The 20261-nt window shown below is 42.7% G+C and carries 10 protein-coding genes, 8 tRNA genes and 3 rRNA genes; 2 read left to right on the top strand and 19 right to left on the bottom strand.

Annotation, left to right across the window (positions count from 1 at the left end):
* Positions 1 to 2: 2 nt before the first annotated feature.
* From pheT to AC0VZ5_RS05730, 7 genes are all read right to left on the bottom strand, one after another.
* Positions 3 to 2390: a phenylalanine--tRNA ligase subunit beta gene (pheT, locus tag AC0VZ5_RS05760; RefSeq protein WP_475474541.1), complete on the bottom strand. Its 2388-nt coding sequence runs from the start codon at positions 2388 to 2390 to the stop codon at positions 3 to 5.
* Positions 2391 to 2405: 15 nt separating this feature from the next.
* Positions 2406 to 3386, bottom strand: a complete 981-nt coding sequence (gene pheS / locus AC0VZ5_RS05755; protein ID WP_008468473.1) for a phenylalanine--tRNA ligase subunit alpha — start codon at positions 3384 to 3386, stop codon at positions 2406 to 2408.
* Between the two features lie 82 nt (positions 3387 to 3468).
* Entirely contained in the window at positions 3469 to 4179 is a 711-nt protein-coding gene (gene hda, locus AC0VZ5_RS05750) for a DnaA inactivator Hda (RefSeq protein WP_010392888.1), read from the bottom strand.
* Entirely contained in the window at positions 4179 to 5234 is a 1056-nt protein-coding gene (locus tag AC0VZ5_RS05745) for a DUF2066 domain-containing protein (RefSeq protein ID WP_475474540.1), read from the bottom strand. Before AC0VZ5_RS05745 ends, hda begins: the two co-directional genes overlap by 1 nt.
* 332 nt (positions 5235 to 5566) lie before the next feature.
* Positions 5567 to 5681, bottom strand: a 5S ribosomal RNA gene (rrf, locus tag AC0VZ5_RS05740).
* 137 nt (positions 5682 to 5818) lie between these two features.
* Positions 5819 to 8703, bottom strand: a 23S ribosomal RNA gene (locus AC0VZ5_RS05735).
* Positions 8704 to 8991: 288 nt separating this feature from the next.
* Positions 8992 to 10527: ribosomal RNA gene (locus AC0VZ5_RS05730) — 16S ribosomal RNA — on the bottom strand.
* Together the 16S, 23S and 5S rRNA genes form the textbook arrangement of a ribosomal RNA operon.
* Before the next feature lie 612 nt (positions 10528 to 11139).
* Here AC0VZ5_RS05730 and AC0VZ5_RS05725 point away from each other — a divergent pair.
* A complete protein-coding gene (locus AC0VZ5_RS05725; RefSeq protein ID WP_010391487.1) occupies positions 11140 to 12558 on the top strand; it encodes an alanine/glycine:cation symporter family protein in 1419 nt (472 codons plus the stop codon).
* Positions 12559 to 13320: 762 nt separating this feature from the next.
* Here AC0VZ5_RS05725 and AC0VZ5_RS05720 read toward each other — a convergent pair.
* The 12 genes from AC0VZ5_RS05720 to AC0VZ5_RS05665 form a co-directional block, all read right to left on the bottom strand.
* Positions 13321 to 13407 (bottom strand) — tRNA-Leu (locus AC0VZ5_RS05720).
* 37 nt (positions 13408 to 13444) lie between these two features.
* A tRNA-Cys gene (locus tag AC0VZ5_RS05715) sits at positions 13445 to 13518 on the bottom strand.
* Between the two features lie 18 nt (positions 13519 to 13536).
* Positions 13537 to 13612: transfer RNA gene (locus AC0VZ5_RS05710), tRNA-Gly, on the bottom strand.
* Between the two features lie 63 nt (positions 13613 to 13675).
* A tRNA-Leu gene (locus AC0VZ5_RS05705) sits at positions 13676 to 13762 on the bottom strand.
* 39 nt (positions 13763 to 13801) lie between these two features.
* Positions 13802 to 13877: transfer RNA gene (locus AC0VZ5_RS05700), tRNA-Gly, on the bottom strand.
* A 63-nt stretch (positions 13878 to 13940) separates the two neighbouring features.
* Positions 13941 to 14027, bottom strand: a tRNA-Leu gene (locus AC0VZ5_RS05695).
* Positions 14028 to 14063: 36 nt separating this feature from the next.
* Positions 14064 to 14137 (bottom strand) — tRNA-Cys (locus AC0VZ5_RS05690).
* A 28-nt stretch (positions 14138 to 14165) separates the two neighbouring features.
* A tRNA-Gly gene (locus tag AC0VZ5_RS05685) sits at positions 14166 to 14241 on the bottom strand.
* 141 nt (positions 14242 to 14382) lie between these two features.
* Complete coding sequence (gene pgsA / locus AC0VZ5_RS05680) at positions 14383 to 14928, bottom strand: CDP-diacylglycerol--glycerol-3-phosphate 3-phosphatidyltransferase (protein ID WP_036933597.1); 546 nt, start codon at positions 14926 to 14928, stop codon at positions 14383 to 14385.
* A 42-nt stretch (positions 14929 to 14970) separates the two neighbouring features.
* Complete coding sequence (gene uvrC / locus AC0VZ5_RS05675; RefSeq protein WP_055013395.1) at positions 14971 to 16794, bottom strand: excinuclease ABC subunit UvrC; 1824 nt, start codon at positions 16792 to 16794, stop codon at positions 14971 to 14973.
* A 9-nt stretch (positions 16795 to 16803) separates the two neighbouring features.
* A complete protein-coding gene (uvrY, locus tag AC0VZ5_RS05670) occupies positions 16804 to 17454 on the bottom strand; it encodes a UvrY/SirA/GacA family response regulator transcription factor (RefSeq protein WP_010391483.1) in 651 nt (216 codons plus the stop codon).
* 167 nt (positions 17455 to 17621) lie between these two features.
* Positions 17622 to 18773 carry a dicarboxylate/amino acid:cation symporter gene (locus tag AC0VZ5_RS05665; RefSeq protein WP_178955647.1) on the bottom strand — a complete coding sequence of 384 codons (1152 nt, stop codon included), beginning with the start codon at positions 18771 to 18773 and terminating at the stop codon, positions 17622 to 17624.
* Between the two features lie 377 nt (positions 18774 to 19150).
* On the opposite strand from AC0VZ5_RS05665, the gene cysK reads away from it, so the two are divergent.
* Complete coding sequence (gene cysK, locus AC0VZ5_RS05660) at positions 19151 to 20119, top strand: cysteine synthase A (RefSeq protein ID WP_138609305.1); 969 nt, start codon at positions 19151 to 19153, stop codon at positions 20117 to 20119.
* Positions 20120 to 20261: the final 142 nt, after the last annotated feature.

The following is a 20261-nucleotide window of genomic DNA, read 5'->3' as shown; positions in this document are numbered from 1 at the left end:
ATCTAGTCCCTCAACGATGCATTAAACTGTTCGGCCAGTGCGGCCACCACGTTATCAACTACCTGATTGATATCTTTCTCTTCGAGTGTTCTATCAACCGCCTGCAGTGTTAGAGCAATCGCCAAACTCTTATAATTTGGCTCAATACCTTTGCCCTTATACACATCGAATAAGTTTAGGTCAACCAATTGATTTCCGCCAACTTTTCCGATGACGTTTAAAATATCACCAATTTTAACGCTGTCTTGTACTAAAATCGCGATGTCGCGGCGATTTGATGGGAATTTAGACACCCCTACAGCTTGAGGTAAATTTCTTTTTTCTAATGCCGACATTTCAATTTCAAACACAAAAGTAGCATTGTTGATATCTAACGATTTTTGCGCTTGAGGATGTAATGCACCAAAGAAACCTACTTTTTTACCATCAACATAAATAACGGCAGACTGGCCAGGATGAAGACCATCAGATTGCTCAGCTTTAATTTCAAAGCGGCTAACATCGTTGGTAATTGCAAGTAATGCTTCAACATCCCCTTTTAGGTCATAAAAATCAACGTTACGTTTTTCTTCAACCCAATGCTCACCATGAACCAAACCAGTAATAACGCCACCAATAACAGGCACTTGGTATACACCATTTTCAGCATTTACATCACTGATAAACTTAAGGCCGTGTTCAAATAAGCGAATACGAGGTTGTTGGCGGTTTTGGTTATACGCAACAGATGAAAGCAACCCTGGCATTAAACTTACACGCATCGCTGACATTTCAATTGAAATTGGGTGCGGCAATACCAATGCATTACACTCAGGGTGTAAAATAGCTTGCGCTTTAGGGTCAACAAAACTGTAAGTAATGGCTTCTTGATAGCCACGTGTTACTAAGGCATTACGAAAACGGCTCAGGGCAACAGTTGACTCATCATGCGTGGTCATTTTCAGTTTTGCTGTTGGTGCAACATTAGGAATGCTGTTATAACCATATACACGTGCAACTTCTTCAATTAAATCTTCTTCGATACGAATATCAAAACGGTAGCTTGGTACATCAGCACTCCAGCTATCATTGTCAAATTTAACATCAAGTCCTAAACGCGTCAGAATATCGGTTACTTTCGCATCTTCAATATGATGACCAATAACGCGGTCTAAACGTGAACGACGTAAACGTACTTCAGTTACTTTTGGTAACTTATCAGCAGCCACAGCTTCAACAACAGGACCCGCTTCACCACCAACAATTTCAAGCAGTAACGCTGTAGCGCGCTCCATTGCATCATGTTGTAGAGCAAAGTCTACACCACGCTCATAGCGATGAGATGCATCGGTGTGTAAACCGTAGCTACGTGCTTGACCAGCAATGGCAACAGGGTTAAAGAATGCGCTTTCTAACAGAATATCAGCTGTTTTTTCAGTAACGCCAGATTGCTCACCACCAAAAATACCAGCAATGGCTAGCGCTTTATGATGATCGGCAATCACTAATGTCGATTCATTTAACTTTGCAGTGTTACCATCAAGTAAAACTAATTCTTCACCTGCGTTTGCACTACGTACTTTAATTCCACCCTCAATCGCATTTAAATCAAATGCATGCATTGGGTGACCAAGCTCTAATAACACAAAGTTAGTCACATCAACTACCGGGTCGATTGAACGCACACCACTACGGCGTAGCTTTTCAACCATCCCTAGAGGTGTTTCAGCATTAAGGTTAATGCCTTTGATAACACGCCCTAAATAACGAGGACAAGCTTCATCGTTAACCAACTCTATTGATACTTTATCTTCAATTGTCGGTGCTACCGCTGGAATACTTAATGTATTAACATCAATGCTGTTCAGTACGCCAACTTCACGAGCAAGGCCTTTAATACCTAAACAGTCACCACGGTTAGGGGTTAAATCTACATCTATGATGTTGTCATCTAATCCTAAGTATTCGCGTAAATCTGTGCCAATCGGCGCGTCAAGCGGCAATTCCATAATGCCATCGCCCTCTTCGCTAATGCCTAGCTCATCAAACGCACACAACATGCCGTATGATGGTTGACCACGAAGTTTGGCCTTTTTAATTTTAAAATCACCTGGTAATACTGCACCAACAGTGGCAACAGCAACTTTAATACCTTGGCGGCAATTTGGTGCACCACAAACAATATCAAGCAGTTCATCACCACCAACATTAATTTTTGTTACACGTAGTTTATCTGCATCAGGGTGCTGGCCACATTCAACCACCTCACCTACAACAACACCATTAAATTTGGCTGCTGCCGGCTCTACGCCATCTACTTCTAAACCAGCCATTGAAAGCTGTTCCGAAAGAGCTTGCGTATCAATTGCAGGATTTACCCACTCTCTTAACCACTTTTCACTAAATTTCATTTTATTTCTTCACTCTTAACGGAACTGGTTTAGGAATTTTAAGTCGTTTTCGAAAAACGCACGTAAATCGTTTACGCCGTAACGCAACATAGTTAAGCGCTCTACACCCATACCAAAAGCAAAACCGGTGTATTTTTCAGGATCGATACCAACAGACTTAAGTACGTTAGGGTGAACCATGCCACAGCCTAATACTTCTAACCATTTACCATCTTTACCCATTACATCAACTTCAGCTGAGGGCTCTGTAAATGGGAAGAATGAAGGACGGAAACGAATTTCCATATCTTCTTCAAAAAAGTTACGTAAGAAGTCATGTAAAATACCTTTGAGCTCAGTAAAGCTAACGTCCGTATCGACCATTAAACCTTCCACCTGATGGAACATAGGTGTATGTGTTTGGTCGTAGTCATTACGATATACACGCCCTGGTGAAATTATACGAAGCGGCGGCTGCTCTGTTTCCATGGTACGAATTTGCACACCACTAGTTTGAGTACGCAACACCAACTTAGGATTAAAGTAAAAGGTATCGTGGTCGGCGCGAGCAGGATGGTGCTCAGGAATATTTAGGGCATCAAAGTTATGAAAATCATCTTCAACTTCAGGGCCTGATTTAACTTCAAAGCCTAGTTCACCAAAAAAGCTTTCAATACGCTCAATTGTACGTGTTACTGGGTGAAGGCCACCAGAAGGCATAACGCGCCCTGGTAAAGTTACATCGATAGTTTCAGCAGCTAGTTTTTCTTCTAGTGCTTTACTCGCTAAAAGCTCACGCTTGTCATTAATTGCGCTTTGCACATCTTGCTTAGCTTGATTGATTACCTGGCCTGCTTCTTTGCGTTCTTCAGGAGCAATTTTACCCAGTGTTTTAAGTAAGCTGGTGATCTCGCCTTTTTTACCAAGGTAGTTAACCCTGATCTCTTCTAGTTGCGCGATTTCACTGGCACTGGCAACTGCCTCAAGTGCTTGCGCTAATATATTTTCTAAGTTCATTCGATACCTGATCTTTCAAAGAAGGTGATTACAATTTAGTTAGCTAATGATAACTGAAAGCGGGGTCTAGATTCTAGACCTACTACAGCTTTAGCGTTGATTTTATGAAAGGAATAGTTAATTTTCGCTGTGCAGCCATGGATGCGTGATCTAATTTGTCTAATACATCCAATAATGCGCGCATATCACGACTTAAACGGGTTAATAAAAACCGCGCGCATTCGTCACTCAGTTCAAGACCGCGCATGTTAGCCCGCTTTACTAGCGCTTGTGCTTTATCATCATCACTCATGGAGCGAATTTGAAAGGTGGTCCCCCACTTCAAGCGTGATTCTAAATCAGGCAAGCTAATATTAAGCATATTTGGCAGTAAATCAGCAGTTACTACCAGCATTTTATTAGGCTCATTAAAGCGGTTGAAGAAATTAAATAACGCTTTTTCCCATGCATCATTACCCGCCACTAAGTGAACATCATCAATACATAATACATCTAGCGCCTCAAGACCATCTAAAACCATCGGGCCAAAATGTAGAACTTCTCGCATTGATAGCAGCATATTCGATAAGCCACGCTCTTGGGCTTGAATACAGGTGGCGTATAACAAGTGGGATTTACCTGAGTCTCCTAAGCCACACAAATAAGTATACTGAAAAGCTTGAGATAGCTTAGAAAAGCTATCTTTAAGGTGGTTAACCTCTAATGAGTCTTCTCCCCCAAAATAAGAGGCAAATGTTTCATCATCCGGTAAAGTAACCGGTAGCGCCATTTGCATTGGCTCTTGAGTTAGCATTAGTTTTCAACCCATTGATACTCTAGGCTTTGCTTATCAACTATGTGATAAAAAGCACGGGGGTCGACATAATCTTTAAAGGCATTATCAAGACCAAGGGCTTTTTTAAGATCGTTTACAGTGCCGGTATGATCTAGCTTAAATTCAACAGAATCGGGAGTTTTACGTATAATAACCGCTTGGGTGACAACACTTAGGTTGAGTAGACGGCGCTTTGCCAACTCTATATCCACAAAATTACCTGTCCCTTTTAAGGTCAAATTGGCAGTACGTTGCTCATAATACGCATTCGGATCGATCGCATATTCGCCAGCTAAACCTTGCGCTAAATCATCAATCATTTGCGCAACGATTTGCTGTCTATAGCCAATAATTCGGTTAGATTCAAACATTTCATCATTAGTAAAACGCCAATCTAATACCCAATTATCGGAGTTAAACTCTTGATACATTCTAGCAGTAATACTGCGCTCAGCACTGTAACGTTTAGATGCCTCTTCTACTGGTTCAGAAAAGTTCCCCCAAACCTCAGGGACACCAACAAGGCGTCTATCCTGTAAATCAAGCAAAGGCACAACGACAGGTAATCCACGACGGCTTGCCTTATCATAAATGAGCTGCTCTAACTGTGGGTAACTTTCTTGAGTTACTAGCTCTCGTTGCCTGTTATCTTCAATCCCTAACCAGATTGCAACCAGTGGTCGTTGCATTCCCCATAATGGCAAATTAAGCTCTTTGATTAGTGCATCGATTTTTCGTGCTTCAAACTTAACTAATAATTTAAGCTCTCCGGGGATACGCTCATCATATTCAAATTTCAGCATATAATCGGATATATCTTTAGTGCGTTGCTTAGCGACTCGATTTTCATCTGCGCTTTTGTCACCACTCACTTTTACTAATACGTTAAGCAACGCTTTGCGGCTAGCGTCTAAACGAGTATCACGAGATTTATCTTCTACGACCAAAATATCTTGATATAGATCAGTTACTTCAACTGCTGATACAGAAACACAAAAGAAAATGGATAAGGCGCTAATTAATAATCTATACACAGGCAAATCATTCATGGTTTTAAACTGTTTTGATCCTAAATCAAAGCCAGTAACAAAGCAAAATTATATTTTTCTCAGTCACTAACGCCATTAAGCTCGCTTTAATGATCATAAAAAAACCTCAAAGTAAATACCGACTAATTGGAGTCGGTGCGCTACTTAATTACGGCAATCACCTAGAATATTGTCGAGATACTAAACCCACGATACGGTGGTCGGTTTGACGCTGTGCAACTGATAGCTGACGGCTGACGGCTGACGGCTAATATTTTCACTTTTCTGCAGACGTAAAAAAGCCCGACTCTTTCGAATCGGGCTTTCTTGTATTTGGAGCCTGGTAATGACCTACTTTCACATAACAAATGCTACACTATCATCGGCGCTGTTTCGTTTCACTACTGAGTTCGGCATGGGGTCAGGTGGGTCCAAAACGCTATTGTCACCAAGCAAATTTGGTGTCAGTCCGTATCGCTACGCACTAACTAAAATTTGGAATTTCTGATAATAAAAGTTTTCAGTAATCTACTTTAGTCTATTAACTTCTTCGCTTGTTTCACTATCACATAAAACGCGTTTGGCGTTGTATGGTTAAGCCTCACGGGTAATTAGTACAAGTTAGCTTAATGGCTCACACCACTTCCACATCTTGCCTATCAACGTTGTAGTCTTCAACGGCCCTTCAGAGACTTTAAAAGTCTAGTGAGAACTCATCTCGAGGCCTGCTTCGCGCTTAGATGCTTTCAGCGCTTATCAGTTCCGAACGTAGCTACCGGGCAATGCCATTGGCATGACAACCCGAACACCAGCGGTTCGTTCACTCCGGTCCTCTCGTACTAGGAGCAACCCCTCTCAATTCTCAAACGCCCACGGCAGATAGGGACCGAACTGTCTCACGACGTTCTAAACCCAGCTCGCGTACCACTTTAAATGGCGAACAGCCATACCCTTGGGACCGACTTCAGCCCCAGGATGTGATGAGCCGACATCGAGGTGCCAAACACCGCCGTCGATATGAACTCTTGGGCGGTATCAGCCTGTTATCCCCGGAGTACCTTTTATCCGTTGAGCGATGGCCCTTCCATTCAGAACCACCGGATCACTATGACCTACTTTCGTACCTGCTCGACGTGTCTGTCTCGCAGTTAAGCTGGCTTCTACCATTACACTAACCGTACGATGTCCGACCGTACTTAGCCAACCTTCGTGCTCCTCCGTTACTCTTTGGGAGGAGACCGCCCCAGTCAAACTACCCACCAGGCACTGTCCGTAACCCCGATTCAGGGGCCAACGTTAGAACATCAAAACTACAAGGGTGGTATTTCAAGGACGACTCCACAAAAACTAGCGTCTCTGCTTCAAAGTCTCCCACCTATCCTACACATGTAGGTTCAATGTTCAGTGCCAAGCTGTAGTAAAGGTTCACGGGGTCTTTCCGTCTAGCCGCGGGTACACAGCATCTTCACTGCGATTTCAATTTCACTGAGTCTCGGGTGGAGACAGCGTGGCCATGGTTACACCATTCGTGCAGGTCGGAACTTACCCGACAAGGAATTTCGCTACCTTAGGACCGTTATAGTTACGGCCGCCGTTTACCGGGGCTTCGATCAAGAGCTTCTCCGAAGATAACCCCATCAATTAACCTTCCGGCACCGGGCAGGTGTCACACCGTATACGTCATCTTGCGATTTTGCACAGTGCTGTGTTTTTAATAAACAGTCCCAGCCACCTGGTCACTGCGGCTCCAATCAGCTTAGAGAGCAAGTCTCATCACCAATCGGAGCGTACCTTCTCCCGAAGTTACGGTACGATTTTGCCTAGTTCCTTCACCCGAGTTCTCTCAAGCGCCTTAGTATTCTCTACCTGACCACCTGTGTCGGTTTGGGGTACGATTCGGTATAATCTGAAGCTTAGAGGCTTTTCCTGGAAGTATGGCATCAGCAACTTCATCACCGTGGTGACTCGTCTCGTGTCTCAGCCTAACAGCAACCCGGATTTACCTAAGTCACTAGCCTACACACTTTCACATGGACTACCATCGCCATGCTTGCTTAGCCTGCTCCGTCCCCCCATCGCAATTATACCAAGTACGGAAATATTAATCCGTTTCCCATCGACTACGCCTTTCGGCCTCGCCTTAGGGGTCGACTTACCCTACCCTGATTAACATGGGATAGGAACCCTTGGTCTTCCGGCGTGCGGGTTTTTCACCCGCATTATCGTTACTCATGTCAGCATTCGCACTTCTGATACGTCCAGCATACCTCCCGGTACACCTTCAACCGCTTACAGAACGCTCCCCTACCACTCAGAATAAATTCTGAATCCGCAGCTTCGGTGCATAGTTTAGCCCCGTTACATCTTCCGCGCAGACCGACTCGACCAGTGAGCTATTACGCTTTCTTTAAAGGATGGCTGCTTCTAAGCCAACCTCCTGGCTGTCTGGGCCTTTCCACATCGTTTCCCACTTAACTATGACTTTGGGACCTTAGCTGGCGGTCTGGGTTGTTTCCCTCTTCACGACGGACGTTAGCACCCGCCGTGTGTCTCCCGGATATTACTTTACGGTATTCGGAGTTTGCAAAGGGTTGGTAAGTCGGGATGACCCCCTAGCCTTAACAGTGCTCTACCCCCGTAAGTATTCGTCCGAGGCTCTACCTAAATAGATTTCGGGGAGAACCAGCTATCTCCCGGTTTGATTAGCCTTTCACTCCTAACCACAGGTCATCCCCTAACTTTTCAACGTTAGTGGGTTCGGTCCTCCAATTGATGTTACTCAATCTTCAACCTGCCCATGGCTAGATCACCGGGTTTCGGGTCTATACCTTGCAACTATTCGCCCAGTTAAGACTCGGTTTCCCTACGGCTACCCTAATCGGTTAACCTCGCTACAAAATATAAGTCGCTGACCCATTATACAAAAGGTACGCAGTCACCCTCGAGGAGCTCCTACTGCTTGTACGTACACGGTTTCAGGTTCTATTTCACTCCCCTCACAGGGGTTCTTTTCGCCTTTCCCTCACGGTACTGGTTCACTATCGGTCAGTTGGGAGTATTTAGCCTTAGATGATGGTCCACCTATATTCAGTCAAAGTTTCACGTGCTCCGACCTACTCGATTTCACTTAAAATGCGTTTTCATGTACGGGACTATCACCCTGTATCGTGGCACTTTCCAGAGCCTTCCATTAACACATAATAAGCTTAAGGGCTGTTCCGATTTCGCTCGCCGCTACTATCGGAATCTCGGTTGATTTCTTTTCCTACGGGTACTTAGATGTTTCAGTTCTCCGCGTTCGCCTCGTTAACCTATGTATTCAGTTAACGATACCTGCAAGCAGGTGGGTTTCCCCATTCGGAAATCCTAGTCTCAAGTGCTTTTTACTAGCTTGACTAGGCTTATCGCAAGTTAATACGTCCTTCATCGCCTCCAACTGCCAAGGCATCCACCGTGTACGCTTAGTCACTTAACCATACAACCCAAACGGGTCTTTGTTTCGTGACAGTTTAACTTCGCCAGAAGTTAATATTGAATACTAAAGTAGATACCAATTAATCCGAGGATTAAATTGGCACTGAATGATACTGCTATCATTCTTTTTTTACTTTTGAAAACTCTGTACAAATACAATGTATTCATACGAATTTTATTATCAGCTTTTCCAAATTTTTAAAGAGCATATTAATTAGTTAACCCAGAGGGTAAAACTAACTAACAATCATCTGTGTGGACACTACGAACAAATAAGTTCTAAATCGTATAAGGAGGTGATCCAGCCCCAGGTTCCCCTAGGGCTACCTTGTTACGACTTCACCCCAGTCATGAATCACTCCGTGGTAAACGTCCTCCCGAGGGTTAGACTATCTACTTCTGGAGCAACCCACTCCCATGGTGTGACGGGCGGTGTGTACAAGGCCCGGGAACGTATTCACCGCGTCATTCTGATACGCGATTACTAGCGATTCCGACTTCATGGAGTCGAGTTGCAGACTCCAATCCGGACTACGACGCACTTTAAGTGATTCGCTTACCTTCGCAGGTTCGCAGCACTCTGTATGCGCCATTGTAGCACGTGTGTAGCCCTACACGTAAGGGCCATGATGACTTGACGTCGTCCCCACCTTCCTCCGGTTTATCACCGGCAGTCTCCTTAGAGTTCTCAGCATTACCTGCTAGCAACTAAGGATAGGGGTTGCGCTCGTTGCGGGACTTAACCCAACATCTCACAACACGAGCTGACGACAGCCATGCAGCACCTGTATCAGAGTTCCCGAAGGCACCAAACCATCTCTGGTAAGTTCTCTGTATGTCAAGTGTAGGTAAGGTTCTTCGCGTTGCATCGAATTAAACCACATGCTCCACCGCTTGTGCGGGCCCCCGTCAATTCATTTGAGTTTTAACCTTGCGGCCGTACTCCCCAGGCGGTCTACTTAATGCGTTAGCTTTGAAAAACAGAATCGAGGTTCCGAGCTTCTAGTAGACATCGTTTACGGCGTGGACTACCAGGGTATCTAATCCTGTTTGCTCCCCACGCTTTCGTACATGAGCGTCAGTGTTGACCCAGGTGGCTGCCTTCGCCATCGGTATTCCTTCAGATCTCTACGCATTTCACCGCTACACCTGAAATTCTACCACCCTCTATCACACTCTAGTTTGCCAGTTCGAAATGCAGTTCCCAGGTTGAGCCCGGGGCTTTCACATCTCGCTTAACAAACCGCCTGCGTACGCTTTACGCCCAGTAATTCCGATTAACGCTCGCACCCTCCGTATTACCGCGGCTGCTGGCACGGAGTTAGCCGGTGCTTCTTCTGTCAGTAACGTCACAGCTAGCAGGTATTAACTACTAACCTTTCCTCCTGACTGAAAGTGCTTTACAACCCGAAGGCCTTCTTCACACACGCGGCATGGCTGCATCAGGCTTGCGCCCATTGTGCAATATTCCCCACTGCTGCCTCCCGTAGGAGTCTGGGCCGTGTCTCAGTCCCAGTGTGGCTGATCATCCTCTCAAACCAGCTAGGGATCGTCGCCTTGGTGAGCCATTACCTCACCAACTAGCTAATCCCACTTGGGCCAATCTAAAGGCGAGAGCCGAAGCCCCCTTTGGTCCGTAGACATTATGCGGTATTAGCAGTCGTTTCCAACTGTTGTCCCCCACCTCAAGGCATGTTCCCAAGCATTACTCACCCGTCCGCCGCTCGTCAGCAAAGTAGCAAGCTACTTTCTGTTACCGCTCGACTTGCATGTGTTAGGCCTGCCGCCAGCGTTCAATCTGAGCCATGATCAAACTCTTCAATTAAAAAGTTTTTTGTCTTTCGACAGCTCAATGAATTCTGAATTTATTTAATATCTTTCGATATTGAATTGACTGTGCTGCAATTCCTACCTAAGTAGTTATTGCTGTTGGTCACTCAGTTTCAATTGAGACTCTAAATTTGTTTGCCTCACTTAGTAAACCAAGCTTGGCTGTTAGAACTCAATCTGTACGAGTGCCCACACAGATGATTGCTTTATATTGTTAAAGAACGTTGCGATTAAAGCGTTAAACTTTATCTCGCTAGGGCTGCGCATATTACGCTTTCCTATTTTTTTGTCAACACTTAATTTTAAACTTTTTAAAAATCTAAACTCAAGTTTTACTCGACTTACTAATTGACTTGCTTGCCTCGCTAAGCGTTGCCTGCTCTGCCGTCTCAGTGGGGTCGCATTATAGGGCGAATCAATTTTAACGCAAGCGTTTTTAAACGCTTTTTTGCATTTAATTTTTACCCCAAAGATACCCCACCCAGACACACAAGATACCCACAAAACCCTGTGGATAACTCATTTTTTTGCGCTGTTTACTAAACTATTTACCTTGCTTGTGGTAAGTTGCGGCGCATATTTACAACTCGTTCACTAGGCAACACACATGACAGATATAATAAATAGTATAAGTGGTCTCTTATGGGGTCATATTTTAGTGTACTTATTAATAGCCGCTGGGCTATTTTTTACCATACGTCTTGGCTTCATCCAATTTGTGCAATTCCCACACATGATTAAAGTCATGTTTCAAAGTCGCCAAGGGTCAGATGGCGGTATTTCCTCTTTTCAAGCTTTCTGTACTTCTTTAGCCGCCCGTGTTGGTACCGGTAATATGGCAGGTGTTGCAGTCGCACTTTATTTAGGTGGTGCTGGTGCTATTTTTTGGATGTGGTTAATTGCTTTGATCGGTATGGCCACTAGTTTTGCAGAAAGCACATTGGCTCAAGCTTACAAAATACGCGATGAAGAAGGCAACTTCCGTGGTGGCCCTGCTTATTATATGGAGTACGGACTTGGCAAGCGCTGGATGGGCATCGTGTTCTCACTATGTTTAATTTTAGCCTTTGGTTTAGTTTTTAATGCGGTACAGTCAAACTCTATCGCTGCAGCTTTTGAAGTCGCCTTTGGTATTCCTAACTATATAGTAGGTATTGCACTTGTTATTGGTTCAGGCATCATAATATTTGGTGGTCTAAAAACAATTTCACGATTTGCTGAATTAGCAGTGCCATTTATGGCCGCTGCCTACTTAATTGTTGCACTGTATATATGTGCTGTAAATTACACTGAGTTGCCTGATGTGTTTATGCATGTAATTAGAAGTGCCTTTGGTCTTGAACAAGCTGGCGCTGGTGCAATTGGTTATGGTGTAATGCAAGCAATGATCCAAGGGATCAAGCGCGGGTTATTCTCAAACGAAGCGGGTATGGGTAGCGCAGCTAACGCTGCAGCAACTGCAACTCCTAACCCACCTCACCCTGCATCACAAGGTTATGTACAAATGCTAGGTGTATTTGTAGATACCATTATAATTTGTACTGCCACTGCCGCGCTTATTTTATTATCAGAACAGTTAGTACCAGGCTCTGATGTAACGGGTATAGCACTTACACAAGCAGCGCTTGAGGAGCATGTTGGTAGCTGGGGCGCAATATTTGTTGCCGTCGCTATTTTGTTTTTTGCTTTTACATCAATTGTAGCTAACTACTCTTATGCAGAAACGAACTTATTGTTTTTAGAGCATAACCACGCATCTGGCATGCTGATCTTCAGATTATTAGTGTTAGGTATGGTGATGTTTGGTGCCCTTGGTGAATTACCATTAGTGTGGACTCTAGCTGATGTGTCTATGGGCCTAATGGCGATTGTAAACGTAATCGCGCTATTTATGCTCTCAGGAGTTGTGGTATGGCTTGCCAAAGATTACAACGCTCAACGACGTGCTGGAAAGTTACCGACGTTTGATCCAAGTAAAAACAACAAGCTTAATAAAACTATTCCGAAAGGTATTTGGCACAAATAACTTTAAAGAGATTTAAGTTAAAACCCGAAACGGCAATGGCCATTTCGGGTTTTTTTATTGTCTAGTACCAATTCACTTAATTAAGTAACCTATATTGAGCTAGATAAACCTGTTAATGGCAAAGCAAGAATTTCGATGTTTAGTTGTTCTATATGAGAAATTTTTAACTCAACTAGCGTCTGGTTTAGCCCCGTAAAATGATTATGTATTATTGCGGATTGGTATTATATTACTAATAGTAGTACCCACCTAGTGAGACCCAATCAAACACATTAGCATCATCAAGCTTCTCATATCCCTTATAAGCGATTAGTTAAACAGTTTACATCAACGCTCTTAATACATTTTGTGGCATTGTAATGGTGTTAATAGAAATAAGCTTATGCCGACTTTCGCTTATGTATCAAACGAAGCACAGCCACCACTTCCATTTAAGATCCTTGTACCACTGCTTTTATATAAATAGCTTAATATTAGTACTCTATTGTGAGGCATGAAAATCTTATCGATAGCAAAACTTAAATTTAGTATTTTGTTCTAAATGAGAGGTTTTTTCCGTAGCTAGCGTCAGGTTTGAGCTATAAAAATGATCAGTGGTAATATATTCATGGGATAAGCTTTTGAAAAATGTGAGACTTAAAGATCTCAAACAAACGAAATAATTTAGTGTAAGGAATAAGATACTAGTTTCATAATGCGATTTTATAATTAATGGTTTAATCGAAGAATAGTTAAACTAGAATAAACAAGGAAAGTATAAAGTGGTGCCCGAGGCCGGACTTGAACCGGCACGACTTGTTAGTCGAGGGATTTTAAATCCCTTGTGTCTACCAATTCCACCACTCGGGCATCGAGTTTGCTAATTAAAGCGTGTGGAGTAATTATTTGGAGGCGGAACCCGGAGTCGAACCGGGGTAAACGGATTTGCAATCCGGTGCATGGCCACTCTGCCATTCCGCCTAAACATATCAAATAATTTGGAGCGGCACACGAGGCTCGAACTCGTGACCTCGACCTTGGCAAGGTCGCGCTCTACCAACTGAGCTAGTGCCGCATCATATTAATTCTAAATATTTTTTATAAGTTACATATTGGTGTATGCAACCAAACCACAAAGTGGTGCCCGAGGCCGGACTTGAACCGGCACGACTTGTTAGTCGAGGGATTTTAAATCCCTTGTGTCTACCAATTCCACCACTCGGGCATCGAGTTTGCTATTTAAAGCAAGTGGATAAAACTAATATGGAGCGGCACACGAGGCTCGAACTCGTGACCTCGACCTTGGCAAGGTCGCGCTCTACCAACTGAGCTAGTGCCGCATCATATTAATTCTAAATAATTTTTATAAGTTACATATTGGTGTATATAACCAAACCACAAAGTGGTGCCCGAGGCCGGACTTGAACCGGCACGACTTGTTAGTCGAGGGATTTTAAATCCCTTGTGTCTACCAATTCCACCACTCGGGCATCGAGTTTGCTAATTAAAGCGTGTGGAGTGTTGATTGGAGGCGGAACCCGGAGTCGAACCGGGGTAAACGGATTTGCAATCCGGTGCATGGCCACTCTGCCATTCCGCCTCAATACTAGGTTAGCTTTAAGATAAACTGGAGCGGCACACGAGGCTCGAACTCGTGACCTCGACCTTGGCAAGGTCGCGCTCTACCAACTGAGCTAGTGCCGCTTTATGTTTATCTAGGGGGCTATGCCCTCTCAACACGGACGCATTCTACAGAGATTATTAAACGCGTCAACACAAAAAATGCTACTTTTGAACTGTTTGATTATTTTTTATCTAAAATGGTGCGTTATTAGACGTTTACAATCAATTTTTGGTCAATTCTCCCCATGCTGCAACTAAATATTGCACCATAGAACTAAGCGTTAAAAATGTGGCTATATAAAGCAAGCCATAACTTAAATACATCATCCAGCTATCGTACTGCCAAATTAAACCGATAATGGCTAACATTTGAGCTGCGGTTTTTAACTTACCCATATCGGATACAGCTACGTTACCGCGTTTCCCCTGTTCAGCCATCCATTCGCGTAGCGCCGATATAACAATTTCACGGCTAATAATAATAAGCGCGGGAATGGTCATATACAAAGATTGGTAATGCTCAGATAATGCAACCAAGGCAGCACACACCATTACTTTATCAGCAACCGGGTCTAAAAATGCACCAAAAGGCGTTGATTGCTCAAGTTTACGGGCTAAATAGCCATCAAGTATATCTGTGATCGAAGCCAGCCAAAAAATAAAGGCAGCAACAAAGAACGCCCATGAATAAGGCATATAAAATATCACCAAAAAAATGGGGATAAGAAAGAGTCTAAACGTTGTGAGTGTGTTTGGAATATTCCACATAACTACTTGGATATGTCTTTTTTTCTATATTCGCACATAGGGCTAGCCCTTGTCATGCAAATGGTTAAATATCTTCTCAGCCATGTCAGGACTGATCCCAGGAACTTTCTTTAGCTGTTCTATATTAGCAGCTTTTACACCTTGCATGCCCCCTAAATATTTTAATAATGTTTGTCGACGCTTTGAACCTACGCCATCTATTTCCTCTAATAATGACTGAGTGCGTTGTTTTTGCCGCTTATTACGGTGCCCTGCAATTGCAAAACGATGGGATTCATCGCGTATATGCTGGATCAAATGAAGCGCTGGTGCATCAGAATCCATAGGAATTGTTTTACGCCCGCCATCTATAAGCAAGGTTTCAAGACCCGGCTTACGGCTAGTGCCTTTTGCAACACCGACTAATAGCGGCATTTTTGAATGCGGCCAGTTTTCGAAATATTGCTCTGCTCTACCTAATTGACCTTTACCACCATCGATAAAAATAACATCGGGAATTTTCTCCTCATCAACCAACTTGTTGTAACGTTTGTTTAGTGCAAATTCCATAGCGGCGTAATCATCACCACCGGTAATACCGGTCACGTTATAACGACGATACTCTTTATTGTTAGGGCCTTGAGAATCAAATACAACACAACTGGCCACTGTGTTTTCACCCATGGTGTGACTGATATCAAAACATTCCATGCGATTAATATCATCAAGACGCAAAGTAGCCTTTAATTGCGCATAACGCTTATTTATCGAGTCTTGAGTGCTTTGCTTAACCGTAATACTATTTAATGCATTTTTATTCGCTAACTGTAAGTACTGTGCTCGCTCACCACGGGTAACCACTTTAAGCGATACTTTACGTTCACTAATTTGGGTCAAGGCTTCACCTAGTGCATCACTTTCTTCTATTTCAAATGGTAAAATGATTTCTTTAGCAATGCGCCCTGTCGCACCTGGAGCTAAATAATACTGGCCTAAGAAAGAGGTTAAAATTTCTTGCTCTTGTGAGTCTTTAGGCACCTTTGGAAAATAAGTTTTACTACCCAGCACTTTATGATCGCGAATCATTAATAGATGAATCCCATTTAAACCGTTTAAATGGGCAAAGCCGACCACATCCATTTCCGCAAAATTGCCGGAGATAGATTGCTGCTCCTGCATTTTACGCAGCAACATAATTTGGTCGCGAACTTTAGCTGCAAGTTCAAAATTAAGCTGCTCACTGGCTTTTTCCATTTTAGCAATGAGATCGGCTATTACTTCATGAGATTTACCAGTTAAAAACTTGCGGACATAATCAACTTGCTGCGCGTATTCATCTTCAGAGACTTTATTTACACACGGCGCAGAGCAGCGTTTTAATTGATACTGTAAGCAAGGGCGACTACGGGCACGGTAGTAGGCATCTTCGCATTGACGTACCGGAAATATTTTTTGCATTAAGCGTAAGCTTTCTGAAACCGCCCCCGCGCTTGGAAACGGACCAAAATATTCACCTTTTACCTTTCTGCTACCACGATGAAAGGCTAAGCGAGGATGCTTATGATTAGTGAGCAGTATATAAGGGTACGACTTATCATCACGTAACAGAATATTATAACGTGGCTGATATTTTTTAATGAGGTTGTTTTCGAGCAGTAAAGCTTCTGTCTCTGTATTAGTAAGCGTGACTTCAATATTACAAATATTACTTACTAAAACACGGGTTTTACTATCGGTTATATTACTACGAAAGTAACTACTTACCCGCTTTTTTAAACTTTTAGCTTTACCGACATAGATAACTTGGTTGTCATTATCGAGCATGCGATAAACGCCAGGCTCACTCGATAATGTTTTTAAAAACTGGACATGATCAAATTCAGACATATATACCGACTAGTAGGAGATATCTATATCAATCATTTTGTAGCGTATGGCTAAATGAGTAAGCTCTACATCGCCTCCTACGTTAAGCTTTTCAAACATGCGATAGCGATAACTGTTTACTGTTTTAGAACTTAAATTTAAGCGATCAGCAATATCCTGTGCTTTTTCACCTTTGGTGATCATCAGCATAATTTGTAGTTCACGCTCGGATAGGCTTTGAAATGGGTTTTCATCGGTACGCCCGGTTACCTGCGCAAGTGCAATCTGTTGCGCTATTTCTGGAGCAATATAGCGTTGTCCTGCATGCACACAGCGTATAGCGCGAACCATTTCATCAGATCCAGCACCTTTGGTTAAAAAGCCATGAGCACCAATTTGCATGACCTTACTTGGAAATGGGTCTTCGCAATTAACAGTAAGTACAATAATTTTTACATCAGGGCAGTAACGGCAAATCTTTTTAGTTGCCTCAAGCCCACCCATACCAGGCATGTTCATATCCATTAACACTATATTTGGCGCATGCTGACGACAAAACTGCACAGCCTCTTCGCCTGTTTTAGCTTCACCTATTACTTTAAAACCACGTATATCATCAAGAATACGTCTGATCCCTGTGCGCACAAGTTCATGGTCATCAACTAAAAGTACGTTAATCAATGGAACACCCTCACTAGCCTAATAAGATGCAAGTTAACAAATTTAATATTCAACATTAGCATAGATACGACGAAACCATAACTAATATTATGCTTTCGCCATCGGTCTTCATGACCGATATGATTAAAAGCGTATTTACCTATAGCAGGTAAATACGCCCCAATGATTTATGCTGACGCTTTTTCACTAAAACGGTCTACCCATAAAGCAATAATACCATCGCCAGTTACATTACACGCAGTGCCGAAGCTATCTTGCGCTAGGTAAAGTGCAATCATTAGTGCCACCGCACCTTCGTTGAAACCAAGCATGCTAGTTAATAAACCTAACGCCGACATTACTGCACCACCTGGTGCACCTGGCGCTGCAATCATCACTACACCTAACATCATAATGAATGGCAACATAGCCATTAATGAAGGTACTTCCATGCTAGGCGATAAAAACATCACAGCCATAGCACAGGTAACTATTGTAATTGTTGAACCTGATAGATGAATAGTGGCGCATAATGGCACGGTAAAGTTAGCTACATCCTCTTTAACGTTATTTGCTTTACTTGATTGCAAAGATACTGGAATGGTTGCCGCACTCGACATGGTTCCTAATGCAGTAAAGTACGCAGGTAACATATTTTTAATTAGCTCAATAGGATTACGCTTAAGTAATAGGCCTGAGGTAATGTATAAAACACTCAACCATAACCAATGCATCACTAATGCAGCAATAAGTACTACACCAAATGCTTGTAATGTATCAACAACGGTGCCTGCTACGGTCATTTCAGCAAATACACCCGCAATGTAAAACGGTAATGCCGGAATAATTACTTTTGAAAGTAAACCATCAATAATATCGCGCCCCTGATCTGACACAGTTTTTAATGTGTCTAAGCCAAGCTGGCTCATACCAATACCAAATACAAAGGCTGTGACTAAAGCAGTCATTACACCCATTAACGGTGGAATTTCTAAGTCAATGAAGCTACCTACTTCGGTCACGGCTTCAGCTTCAAATGAAATCCCGCCGCTTAAAAACGGAATAACCGCTGTCACTAATAAAAACGCTAAAGTACCAGCTATAATTGTTGAGCCATACGCAAAACCCACCGTTTTCCCCAGCAGGTGCCCTGAGCCTTTTGGAAGCCCGGCAATCCCTGAGGCAATAAAAAATAAAATAATCAGTGGGATTGTAAAACTAATAAGCTGGCCAATAAGCTCTTTTATTGTGTATAAAAGCTCAACGCCAGTTAGGGGAATGTAGAGCCCGACTAAAATACCGGCCACAATACCGGCAATTAATTTTAAGATTAACTTCATGGTGATTACTTTATTGAATTTAGATAGTGTGTTTTTACCATGTTTTGAATAGTTTGTGTCAATAAACTGTTCAACCGCAGTTCATTTGCACAATTAACCAACAAAATATCAGTGAGTAGTATTGATTTGTTTAAATAACGGCTACATAAACAAAGGATAAAGTGCAAAGTTAAAAACGAACAAATGGCTTCAAGCTCGCCGTTTTAATAACTAAAAAATTAACAGATTGAGTTTTTAGTTCAATCCGTTATAAGCGTAATTAATATATGTTATAGCCAAAGCTTACTTTAACTTTTTTTATCTCACAGTAAAGTAGGCTTATAAAGTTAACAGAGCAGCTGTTAACGTGTTGATCAGATTGTACCTAAAGGAACATTATGTCTACTATTTTTGAAGATAACTCACTAAGCATCGGTAACACACCGTTGGTAAAACTTAACCGTGTTACAGGTGGGAATGTATACGCTAAAGTTGAATCACGTAATCCTAGCTTTAGTATCAAATGCCGTATTGGTGCATCAATGATTTGGGAAGCTGAAAAATCAGGTCAACTTACCAAAGATAAAGAGCTTATAGAACCAACATCAGGTAATACCGGTATTGCATTGGCATTTGTTGCTGCTTCTCGCGGCTACAAACTAACGCTTACAATGCCAAACACCATGAGCTTAGAACGTCGTAAACTATTAAAGGCACTGGGTGCTAATCTAGTACTCACAGATGGCGCTAAGGGTATGAATGGCGCTATTGCTAAAGCCAAAGAAATTCAATCAGCAGACCCAGATAAGTTTATTTTGCTACAACAGTTCGAAAACCCAGCAAACCCAAAAATTCACTTTGAAACAACGGGTCCGGAAATCTTTAATGCACTCGATGGCGAAATCGATTTCTTTGTTGCAGGTGTTGGTACTGGCGGTACGATTACAGGCGTAAGTCGTTATCTTAAAAAAGAACAAGGCTTAAATGTAAAATCAATAGCTGTAGAGCCAAGCCATTCGCCAGTTATTAGCCAAACACTTGCTGGTGAAGAAGTAAAACCAGGGCCACATAAGATACAAGGCATTGGCGCGGGCTTTATTCCTGGGAATCTAGACTTATCAATTATTGATGGCGTAGAGCAAGTGTCTAATGAAGAATGTATCGCAATGTGTCATGAGCTAATGAAAAAAGAAGGGATCTTAGTCGGTATTTCTTCGGGTGCAGCTGTGGTTGCAGCAAAACGAATTGCTGAACGTCCTGAAAACGCAGATAAAAATATTGTGGTTATTTTACCAAGCGCTACAGAACGCTACTTATCAAGCCCAATGTTTGATGAAGAGTTTTCTGAGCAAGAGCTTGTTCAGTAATCGAACGACCTTATTAAAAAAGGATGTTTTTTAACATCCTTTTTTATTGCTTTTTTAATAAGTTGGCAACTATTCGGTGCTATCCTCTTTACATCTTCTCCATTCCATCACACACTTTATGTATGAGTAATCAACCTGACCA

Source organism: Pseudoalteromonas sp. QJM3NY_12 (assembly GCF_056173165.1).
This window is presented reverse-complemented; position numbering and strand designations above follow the sequence as displayed.